12 protein-coding genes are annotated in these 15502 nt (G+C 70.8%); 8 read left to right on the top strand and 4 right to left on the bottom strand.

Annotated features, from left to right (window positions below; all coding sequences use genetic code 11):
* Positions 1-745, bottom strand: a 745-nt coding sequence (locus RIV14_RS12580; protein WP_309325212.1) for a type 1 glutamine amidotransferase, incomplete at its 3' end; no start/stop codon positions are given.
* A gap of 112 nt (positions 746-857) precedes the next feature.
* Between RIV14_RS12580 and RIV14_RS12585 the strand changes: the two genes are divergently transcribed.
* The 7 genes from RIV14_RS12585 to RIV14_RS12615 all read left to right on the top strand — a co-directional run bounded on the left by RIV14_RS12585 (position 858) and on the right by RIV14_RS12615 (position 10348).
* Positions 858-3047: a TPM domain-containing protein gene (locus tag RIV14_RS12585; protein WP_075372019.1), complete on the top strand. Its 2190-nt coding sequence runs from the start codon at positions 858-860 to the stop codon at positions 3045-3047.
* 201 nt (positions 3048-3248) lie between these two features.
* Positions 3249-4097, top strand: a complete 849-nt coding sequence (locus RIV14_RS12590) for a PspA/IM30 family protein (RefSeq protein ID WP_075372020.1) — start codon at positions 3249-3251, stop codon at positions 4095-4097.
* 378 nt (positions 4098-4475) lie between these two features.
* Entirely contained in the window at positions 4476-5078 is a 603-nt protein-coding gene (locus tag RIV14_RS12595; RefSeq protein WP_070658282.1) for an NYN domain-containing protein, read from the top strand.
* Positions 5079-5344: 266 nt separating this feature from the next.
* The gene (locus RIV14_RS12600) at positions 5345-6082 is read left to right on the top strand and encodes a response regulator transcription factor (protein ID WP_070658284.1); all 738 of its coding nucleotides are present in this window, start codon (positions 5345-5347) and stop codon (positions 6080-6082) included.
* Positions 6082-7680 carry a sensor histidine kinase gene (locus RIV14_RS12605; RefSeq protein ID WP_309325213.1) on the top strand — a complete coding sequence of 533 codons (1599 nt, stop codon included), beginning with the start codon at positions 6082-6084 and terminating at the stop codon, positions 7678-7680. The genes RIV14_RS12600 and RIV14_RS12605 overlap by 1 nt, the downstream gene beginning before the upstream one ends.
* Positions 7681-8381: 701 nt before the next feature.
* On the top strand, positions 8382-9800 hold the full coding sequence (locus RIV14_RS12610) for an HD domain-containing protein (RefSeq protein ID WP_075372023.1): 1419 nt from the start codon (positions 8382-8384) through the stop codon (positions 9798-9800).
* A 206-nt stretch (positions 9801-10006) separates the two neighbouring features.
* Positions 10007-10348 (top strand): WXG100 family type VII secretion target, encoded by a 342-nt coding sequence (locus tag RIV14_RS12615; protein ID WP_070658292.1) that lies wholly within the window; start codon positions 10007-10009, stop codon positions 10346-10348.
* Between the two features lie 234 nt (positions 10349-10582).
* On the opposite strand, the gene groL is transcribed toward RIV14_RS12615, so the two are convergent.
* The 3 genes from groL to RIV14_RS12630 all read right to left on the bottom strand — a co-directional run bounded on the left by groL (position 10583) and on the right by RIV14_RS12630 (position 14679).
* Complete coding sequence (gene groL, locus RIV14_RS12620) at positions 10583-12205, bottom strand: chaperonin GroEL (protein ID WP_075372024.1); 1623 nt, start codon at positions 12203-12205, stop codon at positions 10583-10585.
* A gap of 302 nt (positions 12206-12507) precedes the next feature.
* Positions 12508-14016, bottom strand: coding sequence for a glucosidase family protein (locus RIV14_RS12625; protein ID WP_075372025.1), 1509 nt, complete (start codon positions 14014-14016; stop codon positions 12508-12510).
* A 6-nt stretch (positions 14017-14022) separates the two neighbouring features.
* Entirely contained in the window at positions 14023-14679 is a 657-nt protein-coding gene (locus RIV14_RS12630) for a LytR C-terminal domain-containing protein (protein WP_081381804.1), read from the bottom strand.
* A gap of 119 nt (positions 14680-14798) precedes the next feature.
* On the opposite strand from RIV14_RS12630, the gene RIV14_RS12635 reads away from it, so the two are divergent.
* Positions 14799-15476 (top strand): uracil-DNA glycosylase, encoded by a 678-nt coding sequence (locus tag RIV14_RS12635; RefSeq protein ID WP_075372026.1) that lies wholly within the window; start codon positions 14799-14801, stop codon positions 15474-15476.
* Positions 15477-15502: the final 26 nt, after the last annotated feature.

Consider the following 15502-nt stretch of genomic DNA (forward strand, 5'->3'; position numbering starts at 1 on the left):
CGGCGGCGCCCGGCGCAGCGCTCCGGCCGGCGGCCACCTCCAGGGCGTCGCGGGCGGCCTGGAGTGAGGCCGCGTCCATGGTGCCGGCCAGGTCGTTGAGGGCGTCGCGGGTACGCCAGTAGGCCACGCGCGCCGGGTCGGACTCGGGGTGGTGCTGGAAGGCCAGGAGCCGGCCGGCCCGCCAGGTGTGGACCGGGGAGCGGTCGGAGGAGGCCAGCAAGGTGGCGGCCTCGGGCAGGTGGGTGACGGCGTCGTGGTGGGAGACGATGACGGGCAGGCGCGTGCCGTCGGAGGTGGGGATTCCGGCGCGGTGGGCGGCGCGGATGGCCTCGGCGGCCACGGCCCCGAAGATCGGGTCGCTCTCGCCGGCGGCCGTGATGGTCAGCTCGACGACGCCGACCTCGTCGTTGCCCAGCGCCGGCACGGCCGTGGAGCCCCCGAGGGCCTCGGCGGCGACCTGGGCGCCCAGGCAGATGGCGATGGCGGGGACGTCGTCGGCGACGACGCCGCGCAGCAGCTCACGCAGGTCCGCCAGCCAGGGGTGGTCGCCCTCGTCGTGGGCGCTCATGGAGCCGCCCAGCACGACGAGTCCGTCGCCGATCTCGTCCAGGGTGGGGATGGGTTCGCCCCGCCAGGGACGCACCATGCGCAGCGAGGCGCCCTCAGCGAAGAGCCACTCCCCCAGGCGCCCCACGGGCGCGAGCTCCTCGGGCTCGATGACGGTGATCGTGAGCGTGTCTGTCATAGGTGACATTCTGCCGCCGGTTCGGTTGCCTGCGCGCGGTGACAGGCGCAAGCGTGCCGCCTGAGGTGAACCGACTTGCTCACACCCTTACTCGGCGGGGACGATGGCCCCGATGAAGAACCAGCAGCCCCCACTCCCCCGTCCTTGGCACCAGATGGCCCTCTGCGGCGTCGCGACGGCGGCCGCCCTGGGGCTCCTGGGGCTCTCGACCGGCGCCACAGCGGCTCCGACGACGGCCGGCTCCACACCCCTGGCCCTCGCCGCCTCCGCGCAGGCCTCGGCCGCCTCGGCGGGCGCGCCCCGGGCCCTTCCGGCGGCGTCGACCACCCTGACCAAGCACGTCACCGATGAGCTCGGGATCCTGGATGCCTCCAAGGCCCAGCAGGCCGTGGACACCATGTCCTCCAAGTACGGCGTCGGCCTGTGGGTGCTGACCGTCTCCGACTCCAGCCAGAAGGCCTCCGCCATCGCCGCGCAGGCCTTCAGGGACACGAAGCTGGGACGCGACGACATGCTCCTGGTCATCAACATCCCCTCCGACGGCTCGACCTCCAACAGCTACAAGCTGCAGGCGCACGACAACTCCTCGAAGTTCTCCAAGTCCGACTACAAGCGCATCGACTCAGCCATCAAGAAGCAGCTCAGCGCAGGCAGCTACGACGACGCCGTGGCCGCCATCCCGGACAACATGTCCGGCTCATCGGGCTCCGGCAGCTCCAGCGGATCGGGCTCCTCGGCACTTCCGCTCCTGCTGGGCGGGGGCGCGGTCGCGGCCGGCGGGGCCGCCGCCTGGACGGTGTACAAGCGCAGGAAGAACAAGGAGAACGACGACATGCTGTTCGGCAAGCGCAGGAATCAGGGCGGCGCACCCGGGAACCAGCCCGCGGGCTTCGCGGCGATGACGGTGGAGCAGCTGCGCACGCAGGCCGGCAGCGCCCTGGTCCAGGCCGACGACACAGTGCGCGCCGCCGCCGAGGAGCTGTCCTACGCGCAGGCGCAGTTCGGTCTGTCCGCCACAGACTCCTTCACCGCCGCCCTGGACAGCGCCCGCAAGCACCTGTCGAGGTGCTTCGAGCTGCGCAAGATCCTCGACGACGACATCCCCGAGACCGAGCCGCAGCAGCGCCAGATGTACACCGAGATCCTCCAGCGCTGCTCGGAGGCGGTCGGCGAGATCCGCGCCCAGGAGGAGGCCTTCAACAAGCGGCGCGGCATCGAGGCGAACCTGCCGACGTCGATCGCCGAGACCGCCCAGCGGGCCGACGAGACCGAGCAGGCCATCGTCATGGCTGAGACGATCCTGGTGACGCTCAGCGCCGCCTACCCCGCCTCCTCCCTGACCAGCGTGGCCCAGGCCCCCGAGCAGGCCCGCCGCCTGCTGGCCGCCGGGCGCACCGCCCTGGACCAGGCCCGCACCAGCGTCGAGGCCTCCCAGGAGGCGACGGCCGTCGAGCAGGTGCGCATCGCCCAGGGCTCCATCGCCCAGGCCGGCCAGCTGGCCGCCCAGGTCACCGGGGCCCGCGAGCGCCTCCAGAGCGCGGCGAAGGACCTGGAGGCGGCCATCGCCTCGATCTCCTCGGACCTGGTGGACGCCCAGCGCCTGGAGGGTGCGGTGCCAGCGGCGACCCTGGCCCCGCTCGTGGCCGACGCCGAGGCCGCCGTCGCCGAGGGCCGTCAGGCCAGTGGCGCCAACCCGAGCGGCGACCCCCTGGCCGCCCTGGACCACCTGGCCCGGGCCGAGGCAGCCATCGACGCCGCCCTGGCCCCGGCCCGCGAGCGCGAGGAGAACGACTCGCGCGCCCGGGCCTCCCTGGGCTCGCGCCTGGCCCGTCTGAACTCCCAGGTGGAGTCCGTGACCTCCTACATCACCACCTATCGCGGGGCGGTGGGCCCCTCGGCGCGCACGGCGCTCAGTGAGGCCGCCCGTCACGCCACGGCCGCCACCACTGTGCAGACCACTGACCCGGTGGCGGCCCTGGCGGAGGTCGCGGCGGCCGAGCCCCTCGTGGCCCAGGCCCAGGCCCTGGCCGAGGCCGATGTGCGCGGGTCGTCGAGCTCGTGGAGCCCGCACTCCGGTGAGAGCTACTCCTACTCCCGCGGTTACGGCCGCTCGGGCGGCAGGCTCGACCTGGGCTCGCTCCTGCTGGGTGGCCTGCTGCTGGGCGGCGGCCACAACTACGGTGGCTGGGGCTCCCACCACCACCACGACAGCGACTGGGGTGGAGGCGGCGGCTTCTTCGACGGGGGCGGCGACTTCTCGGGTGGAGGCGGCGGCTTCTTCGACGGGGGCGGCGACTTCTGAGCCGCATCCTCCCGGCGGCCGGCCCTCCTCGCCCTCCAGTCATGCCCTGAGCGATGCGGCCCCCGCCCGCGTGACTCCCGGCGCCGCGACCTGCGATCATGACCCCTGATCCGCCAGGCAACCGCCCGACGGGCGCCAGGTCCATACCTGCCCACAATCTGCTCACACCGACGTCGCAGCTCGACGGAAGGACGAACAACCATGGCTGAGAAGCAGTCGATCCTGGGGCGCATCGCCCAGCTCACCCGCGCCAACATCAACGCGCTCCTGGACCGCGCCGAGGACCCGGAGAAGATGCTCAACCAGCTGGTACGGGACTACACGGCGTCCATCGCCGAGGCCCGTGACGCCGTCGCCCAGACGATCGGCAACCTGCGCCTGGCGGAGAAGGACCACGATGCCGACGTCGCCGAGGCCAAGGACTGGGGCAACAAGGCCCTGGCCGCCTCCCGCAAGGCCGACCAGCTGCGCTCCGGCGGCGACACGGCCGGCGCGGACAAGTGGGACTCGCTGGCCAAGATCGCACTGACTAAGCAGATCACGGCGGAGAACGAGGCCAAGGCCGCCGAGCCGATGATCACCTCCCAGCGCCAGGTCGTCGAGCAGCTCAAGACCGGTCTGCAGCAGATGGAGGTCAAGCTCGGCGAGCTGCGCTCCAAGCGCGACCAGCTCATCGCTCGCCAGAAGACCGCCGAGGCCCAGGTCAAGGTGCAGGGCGCCATCCGCTCCATCAACGTCCTGGACCCCACCAGCGAGCTGTCCCGCTACGAGGACCAGGTGCGTCGGGTCGAGGCCCAGGCCGCCGGGCAGATGGAGCTGGCCGGCTCCTCCCTGGAGTCCCAGTTCGCCGAGCTCGAGGCCTCCGGGGCCAGCCTGGAGGCCGAGGCCCGTCTGGCGGCCCTGAAGTCCGGGCAGAACCCGGCCCTTCCGGGCGCCCAGCAGCAGGCCCCCGCCCAGATCACCGACGGCGACGACGACGCGATCAACGCCGCCTTCGCGGCCCTGAAGAACCAGAGTCAGCCGGCCGGCGAGGAGAAGTCCTCCTACTAATCTAATCTGACCTGATCTGATCTGAGCTGAGCTGACCTCACCGCGTCGCGCAGGCGCCTCAGCCCCACAAGCCGCCCGGTGCTCATCATCCCGATGAGTGCCGGGCGGCCTCGTGATCCTCGACACCCGCCCACGCGGGGTCAGCCGGGGACATTCCACGCGCCCGGGGACACTCCACTCCAGCCGGGGACATCTCACGCCTGCGGGGGACGAGAATTCCGCACCCGACGGCGTCGAATGTCCCCACCGGGCGGGCATTGTCCCCGACCGCGCAGACCGCACCCAGCGACGTCGTCAGCAAGAGAAGGTCGGTATCAGTGCGGTGTCTTCGAGCGTCGTCGGCGGCTGCTGGACGCCGTGACCGGTAACATGACCCTCATGAGCGTACCGACTTATCTTCTCGTCGATGGCGAGAACATTGACGCCACTCTCGGCATGAGCGTGCTGGGGCGGCGTCCCGAACCTGAGGAGCGGCCCCGTTGGGACCGGGTCCTCGCATACTGCGATGAACTGTCCTCCGCCGACGCCGCCGAGGATGAGGGGAACGAGGCCCGTGCCCTGTTCTTCCTCAACGCCACCAGCGGCCATATGCCCATGAGCTTCATCCAGGCCCTGCTGGCCATGGATTACCGCCCCGTGCCGCTGGCCGGGTCCGGAAGCAATGATGAGAAGGTCGTCGACATCGGTATTCAGCGCACCCTGGAGGCGCTGGCCGAACGGGCCGAGTCCGGCCAGGAGGCCCACGTCCTGCTGGGCAGCCACGACGGCGACTACATCCCCTACATCGAGCGGCTCCTGCAGGCCGGCGCCAAGGTGGGGATCCTGTGCTTCCGTGAGTTCCTCAACGCCCAGCTGGCCGCTCTGGAGGGCGAGGGACTGACGGTCTACGACCTGGAGAGTGACGTCAAGGCCTTCACCATCCCGCTGCCGCGCGTGTGCATCATCCCGCTGGAGGACTTCGACCCTCTCGCCTTCCTCTGATTCCTCTGACCCGACTTCCTCTGACCCGACGGCGGGGCGGCGACAGACGTCGTCGCCCCGCCTCATGTCACAGCCCGACTCACCGAGGAGTCGTCGGCGCCGCCTCTGTTCAAGCAGCAACCACACAGCTCCCCCGTTTTGTGGGATTTCCAAGACTCCCTGAGGCTAGGATTGGCTTGAGGTCACACCAATCACTTGACCTATCAACAGCGACCATTCGGAACTCGCTCAGGAAACAACCAGAAACTGAAGGAATGGTGAGACTCATGGAGCGTTCCCAGCAGTCCCGCACCGAAGCTCACCTCCTTGTCGTCGACGATGAACCCAACATCCGCGACCTGCTGGCCTCGTCCCTGCGCTTCGCAGGTTTCGAGGTCTCGATCGCGGGCGACGGCAACGGCGCACTGAAGACGGTGGAGAAGACATCCCCCGACCTGGTGGTCCTCGATGTCATGCTGCCCGACATGGACGGCTTCACCGTGGCACGGCGTCTACGCGAGCGCGACGTGACCACCCCGATCCTCTTCCTGACCGCCCGCGATGACATGGCGGACAAGGTCCAGGGCCTGACTGTCGGCGGCGACGACTACGTCACCAAGCCCTTCGGGCTGGAGGAGGTCATCGCCCGTATCCGCGCGATCCTGCGCCGCACCCACGCCGTCGAGAGTCAGGACGACGGCGTCGTGCGCGTGGCCGACCTGGTCCTGGACGAGGACGCCCACGAGGTGTACCGCGCCGAGGTCGAGGTGGACCTGTCACCCACCGAGTTCAAGCTCCTGCGCTACCTCATGCTCAACGCCGGGCGCGTCGTGTCCAAGGCCCAGATCCTCGACCACGTCTGGGAGTACGACTGGAACGGCGACGCCGCGATCGTGGAGTCCTACATCTCCTACCTGCGCCGCAAGGTGGACCAGATCCAGGGCGCTGATGGCCAGCCCGTCACCCCGCTCATCCAGACTCGTCGCGGAGTCGGCTACATGCTCCGCGAGCCCAAGGCCGAGTGATGGCGGCGGCGCGTGGGGGGAGCACGCGCCCGGCCAAGTCGTCCGGTAAGCAGCACCGCCCGATCAAACGGGGCCGATGGCACCCGATCACCGCGATTCAGCGGCCCTGGCAGGCGATGCCGCTGCGCACGCGGCTGACCCTCATGACCACCGGCCTGCTCGCCATCGGGCTCATCGTCGTCTCCTTCGTGGTGACCTCGCTGCTCTACAGCCACATGATGGGCCAGATCGACAGCCAGCTGCGCACCACCTCGGTGGCCATCGGAAGCCAGGGACTGGCCCAGATTCGCGAGGGAGGGACCAGCAGCACCACCTTCCCCTCGAACTACTACGTCAAGGCCGAGTACCTCGACCCCAGCCGCAACGGGGAGTGGATCTCCCCGGACACCGCCGCCACGTACGGGCGGCCCCAGATCAAGGGCCTGGACTACCGGCGCGCCCTGGCCCACGCGGACAAGAGCGACTTCCCGATCACGACGGTCAACTCCGATCAGCCCGGCCACCAGTGGCGGATGATCACCCTGCTCATCCGAGACCAGAACACCGGCGAGTACACCGGCGCCGTGGCCCTGGCCCTCCCACTGAGCGACGTCATGGAGACCGTTGAGCGCACCCGCCTCGTGGTGGCCCTGGCCGACGTCTCGATCATCTCGGTGGGCGCCGTCTTCGCCACTTACCTGGTTCACCGCTCGTTCCGTTCCCTGCGTCAGATCGAGGGCGTGGCCGCCCGGATCGCCCACGGCGACCTGTCCGCCCGCATCCTGGTCACCGAGCCGCGCACCACGGAGGTGGGCTCGCTGCAGCGGGCGATCAACACGATGCTCACCCAGAACGAGAGCTCCTTCGCCGCCCAGGTCGTGGCCCAGGAGCGGATGACGCGCTTCGTCTCCGACGCCTCCCACGAGCTGCGCGCCCCCCTGGCCGCCATCCGCGGCTACGGCGAGCTCTACCGGATGGGCGGGGTGCCCGCGAACAAGACCGGCGAGGTCATGGGGCGTATCGAGACCGAGGCCAACCGGATGGGGCGCCTCGTTGATGATCTCCTCCAGCTGGCCCGGATCGACGAGGGCCGGGAGATGTCGATGGAGCCGGTCAACCTCACCGACCTGGCCGCCGGCGCCCTGAGCGACATGATGGTGCTGGCCCCCGAGCGCGACTGCGGCCTCATCCCCCTCGACCCCCGCGACGAGGCCGCCGGCAAGGAGGCCCCCTCGCTCCAGGTCATCGGCGACCGCGACCGCCTCTCCCAGATCCTCACCAATCTGCTGGGCAACGTGGTGCGCCACACCCCCTCCGGGACGCCGGTGGAGATCGCCATCGGCATGGCGCCCCCGCGTGCCAACCCGACGGCGCAGCCGGTCGTCGTCGTCGAGGTCCGCGACCACGGCCACGGCGTGCCACCGGAGGCGGCCGAGAAGGTCTTCCAGCGCTTCTACCGCTCGGACACCTCCCGCAACCGGGAGACCGGAGGTTCCGGCCTGGGACTGGCGATCGTGCTGGGGATCGTGGCCGCCCACAAGGGCACGGTCCAGATGCTCCAGACCCCCGGCGGCGGCGCCACCGTCCACATCGAGCTGCCGCCCGCACCGGCCTGGTAGGCCCGCCGTCGCGCCTCTGTCGTGTCTGCTCACGTCTGAGGCGCGCTCTTGGGCGGGGACCGGGGGGCGGGGCGGCTGCCCTGGAGGTGACGGCAGGATGATGGGCGAGGTCTGGCCGGGCGTCGGTGTCCACGGTGCTGACATCAACACTGCTCCGACGCCGCGAGACGAAAACGAACCGCGGAATTCCAACGATTTTCCGGGCGCGCTTCGACGGCGGGATCGCTCATGTCAGCGCTGTGGACACTGGGCTGCCTGCGGGATCGATTCCGTGGGGTCTTCGCTGCGAGGCCGGAGGCTCTCAACCCGGGGCCGGCCCCACCATCCGCTGCCCTACCCTTTCCGGCTCCTGCCCCGGGGGCCCGGCGGTGCCGACACAGCACCGGCTCGGGCCCGCAACGCCAGCACAGCGCGCAACGGCTCTTGGACCCGGTCAGCTCGCATCACAGCAGTGTCATGAGACGCCACAACACCCCGCGCTCGGGAGGCGACTCTGGTCGGGGCCACCCACCAGCGTCCTGAGACGTCGGACATCCGAGCCTCCCAGAAGCCAGGAGGCAGCGCCCCGCCGCACCTCTGGAGGGGGCCGTCGACCTGCGATAACGACAAGAGTGGCACGCGAGACACTGTGTCACGTCGACGTCACGGTGAGGACAGTCCTACGATGGCACGCGTTCCATTTCCAACACGGAGACTGACCCATGGGTGTCATCGAAGCACCGCAATGGCTTCTGCCCGCCTTCACCCGCTCAGTGAAAGCGATTGGCGCCACGCAGCCCCCAGAGGCGATCGGCTCCGCCGGCGAGCTCCTCATTGAGCGCTGGTCCACGCCGGATCGTCGCTTCCACAACCTTCGCCACCTCATCGACATGCTCGCGCGGGTCGATGAGCTGGCCGAGGAGTCACACAACCCAGACATCATGCGGGTTGCCTGCTGGTACCACGGCTGCGTCTTCTCCTCCGACGTCGAGGAGGTCATCCGCGGCAACGGCGGCGAGGACGAGACCGCCTCGGCCGCCTTCGCCGAGGCCGACCTGCGTCACCTGGGTGTCCCGGCGGAGACGGTCAAGCGGGTGTGCAGCCTCATCGTCAACCTCAAGCGGCACATGCTCGCCGATGACGACATCGACGCCCAGGCCCTCATTGACGCCGACCTGGGGACCCTGGCCGTGGACCCCCAGACCTACACCGAGTACGTGCGACTGCTGCGCGAAGAGTACTCCCACATCCCCATGGAGGAGTACCTGCGCGGTCGCCTGACGATCATCTCCCGGCTCCTGAACCGTGAGCACCTCTTCCACTCCCCGCTGGGCGAGCGCTGGGAGCACCCAGCCCGGGAGAACCTGGCGGCCGAGCAGCGACGTCTCCACGAGCAGCTCGCCAAGCTCGCCGAGGAGCAGGGAGTTCAGGCCGACCCGGCGACCCTGGAGGCCGGGGCCGTTCAGCAACCGGCGGCGCCTATCGCCACGGTGACCTTATCTGCCAGTCCCGCCGCCGCAGACCCTGCTCCCGGGACTGGCGGGCAGCCGGGCGAGACTACCGAGCACGACCCCCGCACCCCTCCGCTGGGCCTCCAGGCGCTGCCCGCCGAGGACCCCATGGCCGGCCCCGCCCAAGACGGCGACACCCTGCGCCTGGACCCCACCGCGCTCAGGGCCCTAAGGTCCACTGCGTCAGCGACCGGTGCGACGGCGGCCGCCTCCCCCACCTCCACGGCGCCCTCAGGATCGCCGGCGGCTCCGGCATCATCCACCTCACCGTCGAGCGCCTCCTCACCGCATACCCCGGCCCGCGGGATCCCGGCCGTGGCCTCGGCGCGTCACCCCGTCGATGCGCCCGCTGAGCGGGGCGAGGGGCGCGAGGACAAGGACGGCGAGGGGGCAATGACGCACACCGCCTCCATGGAGTCGTGCATCGCGGACCTGGACCTGCTCATGTGCTCGCGCAATCGCTCCGACGACGCAGAGGACCGCCGCGCCCGAGTCCAGGCCGAGCGGGACAAGCTCACCGAGAAGCTGCGGGCCAAGACCCAGGAGGCCAAGGAACTGCGCGAGGCCCGTACCGGCGAGATCGCCCCCATCACCGAGGAGATCATCGACGACGGCGCCGGGGACCTCTGAGGCGCCCGGACGACCCTTCCTTCAGGGACGGCCCGCCGTCTGCGGGGCCACAGGCCGCGATCTGCAGGTCCCCTCCACAGAGCCGGCTCCTCGCCCGGTACACCGCCGGTCAGGCCCTTACCGTGAGAGGCACAGCGCGCACCCCAGTGCACCACCAGCACACCGCGCACGGCCCTCGGGCCGCCTCTCACGAAAGGACGCCCCTCATGCCCACCTACTCCGTCGATACCGCTGCGGTGGCCGACACCGCCGCCCGGACCCGTACCCGCATCGCGACGATCCAAACCGAGGTCGATGGCATGCGGGGAGACATCGGCCTGCTCCAGTCCTGCTGGACCGGGACGGCGTCGGACTCCATGGCCGCCTGTGCGGCCGACTGGCACCTCACCCAGCTCCAGGTGCAGTCCAACCTCGATCAGATCAGCCTGGCTCTGGACAACGCTGCCGTGTGCTACGACGATGCCGAGACCTCCAACCAGGGCCGTTTCGCCGGTTCAGCGCCGGCTCCCGCACCGGCCGCGGGCTCGGCACCCCTGGGCGCCTGGTAGGAGCCGTCCACGGCGGACCGGTGAGGACTGCGCCGTCTCCCGCCCTCAGCGTGAGCGCCACGCCGCCTGCCGGCACAGGGCCCAACCGACCGGGACTCAAACACGGACAGGTACGGACACGGCGGCGGGCCGCCCCTCACGTGCGTGAGAGACGGCCCGCCGCGGTTCCGGGGCCGGCCGACGTCGCGCGGCCGGGCTACCGGGTGATGACTGGCTCGTAGGCAGTCGCGTCGATCAGTACATGCCACCCATGTCGCCGGCGCCACCGTCGGCCGGGGCGGCCGGGGGCTCGGGCTTGTCGGCCACGACGGCCTCGGTGGTCAGGAACAGACCAGCGATGGAACCGGCGTTCTGCAGGGCGGAGCGGGTCACCTTGACCGGGTCGGCGATGCCGGCGGCCAGCAGGTTGACGTACTCGCCGGTGGCGGCGTTGAGGCCCTCACCGGTGGGCAGGTTGCGCACGCGGTCCACGACCACGCCGCCCTCGAGGCCGGCGTTGGCAGCGATCTGCTTGAGCGGGGCCTCCACGGCGACCTTGACGATCGCGGCACCGGTGGCCTCGTCGCCCTCGAGCTTGAGGGTGTCGAGGACCTCGGCGGCCTGGAGCAGGGCGACGCCACCACCGGCGACGATGCCCTCCTCGACGGCGGCCTTGGCGTTGCGCACGGCGTCCTCAATGCGGTGCTTGCGCTCCTTGAGCTCCACCTCGGTGGCGGCACCGGACTTGAGGACGGCCACGCCGCCGGCCAGCTTGGCCAGGCGCTCGGAGAGCTTCTCACGGTCGTAGTCGGAGTCGGAGTTCTCGATCTCCAGGCGGATCTGGGCGGTGCGGGCCTCAATGGCCTCCTTGTCGCCGGCGCCCTCGACCAAGGTGGTCTCGTCCTTGGTGACGACGACCTTGCGGGCCTGACCCAGGTCCTCCAGGGTGGCGTTCTCGAGCTTGAGGCCGACGGTCTCGGAGATGACCGTACCGCCGGTGAGGATGGCCATGTCCTGCAGCATCGCCTTGCGGCGGTCACCGAAGCCGGGGGCCTTGACGGCCACGGACTTGAAGGTGCCGCGGATGCGGTTGACGACGAGGGTGGCCAGGGCCTCGGCCTCGACGTCCTCGGCGATGATGGCCAGCGGCTTGCCGGTCTGCATGACCTTCTCCAGCAGCGGCAGCAGGTCCTTGACGTTGGAGATCTTGGACTCGACCAGCAGGACGTAGGCGTCCTCCAGGACGGCCTCCTGGCGGTCGGGGTCGGTGACGAAGTAGGGGGAGATGAAGCCCTTGTCGAAGCGCATACCCTCGGTGACCTCGAGCTCGAGGCCGAAGGTGTTGGACTCCTCGACGGTGACGACACCCTCGTGGCCAACCTTCTCCAGGGCCTCGGCGATGAAGGCACCGATCTGCTCGTCGGCGGCGGAGATGGAGGCGGTGGCCGCGATCTCCTCCTGAGTCTCGACCTCCTTGGCGTCGGCCAGCAGGCGCTCGACGACGGCCGCGACGGCCTTCTCGATACCGCGGCGAACGGCGATCGGGTTGGCGCCGGCGGCGACGTTGCGCAGGCCCTCACGCACCAGGGCCTGGGCCAGGACGGTGGCGGTGGTGGTGCCGTCGCCCGCGACGTCGTCGGTCTTCTTGGCGACCTCCTTGACGAGCTCGGCGCCGATCTTCTCGTAGGGCTCCTCGAGCTCGATCTCCTTGGCGATGGTCACGCCGTCGTTGGTGATCGTGGGGGCGCCCCACTTCTTGTCGAGCACGACGTTACGGCCCTTGGGGCCCAGGGTGACCTTGACGGTGTCGGCGAGGGTGTTGAGGCCGCGCTCCATGCCGCGGCGGGCCTCCTCATCGAAGGCGATGATCTTGGACATTGAGTTTCCTCCACTGCGTGGTAGGGCGGCCGGTTCGTGCCCGCGACGGACGGATCGGTCCCGGGCGTTCACGTCACGCCCGACGCCGGCCCTCACGTTCCAGCCTGGATGAACTTGGTGCATTCAAGGATGCGTTGTCACTCGAGGTTCCCGAGTGCTAACCGCAATGCTGGCACTCTCAGCCCTTGAGTGCAAGGAGCTCAGTTCTCATCGGCACTGAATCCTCCGACGGCGAAGCGGGGAATCTCGCCGGGCCCGCGGGTGATCCCACAGGCGGTCCCGCCCCGGGGCGGTTCCCCGGCTCAGGAGGGCCGGTCTGCGGCCCGTGAGGCGGTGGCCAGCAGGATGAGCGCGCAGGTCCAGGCCAGGGGCGCGGGCCCCGCCGGGGCGCCGTCGGCCAGGACCTTCTCCGGCAGGGCTCCGACAGCGGTGCGGTGCGCCTCCAGCCACGACAGCAGCCGGCCCCCTTCCTCCTCCATCCCCAGCGACAGGGCCGACCAGGCCATGAGGGCGGTCTCGGGCGTCCAGGAGACACCGTCGTCGCGCCAGCTGGAGCCCGGGGCGAGCCCCCCGGCTGGGCGGCGCATGCGCGCGGCCGCCGTCTGCCGCACCGTTCGGGCCCCGGTCAGCGGCCGGGTGAAGGGAGGCAGGACCAGGGCGATGGCGGCGTCGACGTCGTCGCACCTCAGGTGGCGGCCCCAGGCGGGGGCGAAGTTGCGCTCCATGGCGCTGCGCACCGCCGCCACCCGGTCGGCCAGGGCCTGGGCGGGGGCGCCGAGGTCGACTCCGGCCCGGGTCAGCGCCGTCGCCGCCTCCAGTCCCAGGAGCACCGGGGCGGCTGTGCCCAGAGTGAGGACCGTCTCGGCGACCTCCCAGTAGTCGGGCGAGGCCGCGGGCAGGTGCGAGGGCGTGTCCGTGATGCGCAAGAGCCGGGAGGTCGAGCGCGCCAGAGGCGTCCCCAGGCGGTCACGCAGGTCGGCGGCGGGAACGCCGTCGGTCAGGAGTCGGCCCGCGGCCCACAGGAACCATCCGGCGCCGTCGGCCTGGGCGGGGCGGGCGTCCGGCACCCGGCCGCTGCTGTTGTAGCGGGCCTCGAAGCCGCCGTCAGCCCGCTGCCAGGAGGCCAGGTTGCCCAGGACGCCCAGCGCCTCATCGGTCAGGTTCACCGCGCTGAGGCCGGCCGCGGCGAAGGCGGCGTCCCGGGGCCAGACGTAGCGCCAGACGCTCACGGGCGCCGCCACGACCGCTCCCTGCGGGAAGACCTCCGCCCCCGGCGGGAGGGGTGCGCGCGAGTCGCGGCCCTCCAGGCCGGCGCCCCCGGAGGCGGCGGAGGCAGCGCCGGCAGTGGAGGAGAGAGTCGGGGGCGTCGTCGGCCGAGCCGACGGGACAGCAGGACCTACGGAGCCAGCGGGGCTGACCGGGCAGGGCATGAACGCGGGTCCGGTCAGGGCCAGCAGGTCGGTCAGGGCGTCGTCGGCCAGGTCCGCCCACCGGCCTTGAGGAAGGTGGGCCGCCTTGCGGCGGGCGAGCGCCTGACGGGTCAGGGCGCCTTGCTGCGAGGTCGTCAGGCCCCACGGTTCGGGGGTCTGGGGCAGGCGGGTCCCCAAGACGTAGGCGACCGTGTCGCCCGGGGCGAGGGGGTACAGGGCCCCTCCCCCGCCCACGACGAGCCCGCCGCTAAGCAGCGTCGGAGCGCGGCGGCCGAGGCCCACCAGGTGCGAGCCGCCCCAGAGGGCCGCGGCGGCAGTGAGCGGGACCGCCGCGGCGAGAGTCAGGAACCGACGACGCCCGGGATGCGCCAGTGGCCTCATGCCCCTTTACTGCGGCTTGTAGTCGTCACGCAGGATGACCGCGATCGGGGCGTCCTGGGTGTTCTCCGCGGTACCCTCCACCACGTTGCTGATCCCTAGTCGCTTGCCGATCTCCTCGGCGGCGGTCCGGGCTTCCGGGGAGCTGAAGTAGACCGTCGACTTGGCCGGCTCCGCGTTCTCGTAGATCCCGGGGATGACCTCCACCGCGGTGAAGCCGCCGTTGGTGAGCTTCTCGCTGGCCCCCTTGGCCAGTCCGTCAGTATTCGTCCCGTTGGCCACCGTGACCCTGGTGGTGAAGTCCACGTTGCCGGAGGGGCTGGCCGAGGCGCTGGGCTTGGCCGAGGCGGCACCGCCCTTGTTGCCCGCGTTATCCGCTTTGTTGTCCGCGTTCTTGTTGCCCGCGTTCTTGTTGCCACCGGCCTGTCCGCTCTGGGCGGGCTGAGAGGAGGAGGTCGCGCCCGACGAGCCAGAGCCTCCCGCGCCATTGAGGAACAGCGTCACCGCGCCCCAGGCGAGCGCCGGGACAATGATGATGATCGCCAGCAGCGGCACCCAACTGCGCCACCGGGGCACCTGGGCACGGTGCACGCCCACGGGAACCGGGCCGTCATCATCGCCGACGTCGAACTCGTCCTCGGGGTAGTCATAGTTGCTCACGCTCACAAGATACCGGCCCGAGCGTCGTTCGTCGGGTATTGCTCACCACGTCCGGCTCACACTGCGGTGACATCGGGCCCGGTAAGATCCTGCGGGTGCCCCAGGTAGGCCGTTAGGCTCATTGCGTGACATCCGCCAAGCCCCTGTCCGAGATCATTGATCCCTCCTGGGCGCGCGCCCTGGCCCCCGTGGAGCCCACGGTCCATGAGATCGGGGAGCGGCTGCGCCAGGAGGTGGCCTCCGGCGCCGGGTACCTCCCGGCGGGCACCGACGTGCTGCGTGCCTTCACCTACCCGATGGAGGACGTGCGCGTCCTCATCGTTGGCCAGGACCCCTACCCCACCCCGGGCCACCCCATGGGGCTGAGCTTCTCGGTGGCGCCCGGCGTCAAGCCCCCACGCAGCCTGGAGAACATCTTCCGCGAGCTGGTCAGCGACCTGGGTGTGCCCCGGCCGACGTCGGGGGATCTGACGCCGTGGTGCCGACAGGGCGTCATGCTGCTCAACCGGGTTCTCACGGTTCGCCCGGGGGCGCCGGCCTCACACAAGGGCTGGGGCTGGGAGAAGGTGACGCAGCGGGCGATCGAGGCCCTGGTGGAGCGCGGCGGCCCGCTCGTGGCGATCCTGTGGGGACGGCCGGCGCAGTCGCTGACCCCGATGCTGGGGCGGACCCCCATCATCGCCTCGCCGCACCCGTCCCCGCTGTCGGCCTCGCGCGGGTTCTTCGGCTCGCGCCCCTTCAGCCGCGCCAACACGATCCTCACCGAGATGGGGGCCGCGCCCGTGGACTGGCGCCTGCCCTGAGACGACGTCGGAACCAGCCCGGCCAC

It is taken from the genome of Actinomyces acetigenes (assembly GCF_031296635.1).
Classification (GTDB): Bacteria; Actinomycetota; Actinomycetes; order Actinomycetales; family Actinomycetaceae; genus Actinomyces; species Actinomyces acetigenes.

Coding starts and splice junctions, on each gene's coding strand:
- RIV14_RS12585 (WP_075372019.1), top strand. CDS start 858: ATGAAGAACCAGCAGCCCCCACTCCCCCGTCCTTGGCACCAGATGGCC.
- RIV14_RS12590 (WP_075372020.1), top strand. CDS start 3,249: ATGGCTGAGAAGCAGTCGATCCTGGGGCGCATCGCCCAGCTCACCCGC.
- RIV14_RS12595 (WP_070658282.1), top strand. CDS start 4,476: ATGAGCGTACCGACTTATCTTCTCGTCGATGGCGAGAACATTGACGCC.
- RIV14_RS12600 (WP_070658284.1), top strand. CDS start 5,345: ATGGAGCGTTCCCAGCAGTCCCGCACCGAAGCTCACCTCCTTGTCGTC.
- RIV14_RS12605 (WP_309325213.1), top strand. CDS start 6,082: ATGGCGGCGGCGCGTGGGGGGAGCACGCGCCCGGCCAAGTCGTCCGGT.
- RIV14_RS12610 (WP_075372023.1), top strand. CDS start 8,382: ATGGGTGTCATCGAAGCACCGCAATGGCTTCTGCCCGCCTTCACCCGC.
- RIV14_RS12615 (WP_070658292.1), top strand. CDS start 10,007: ATGCCCACCTACTCCGTCGATACCGCTGCGGTGGCCGACACCGCCGCC.
- groL (WP_075372024.1), bottom strand. CDS start 12,205: ATGTCCAAGATCATCGCCTTCGATGAGGAGGCCCGCCGCGGCATGGAG.
- RIV14_RS12625 (WP_075372025.1), bottom strand. CDS start 14,016: ATGAGGCCACTGGCGCATCCCGGGCGTCGTCGGTTCCTGACTCTCGCC.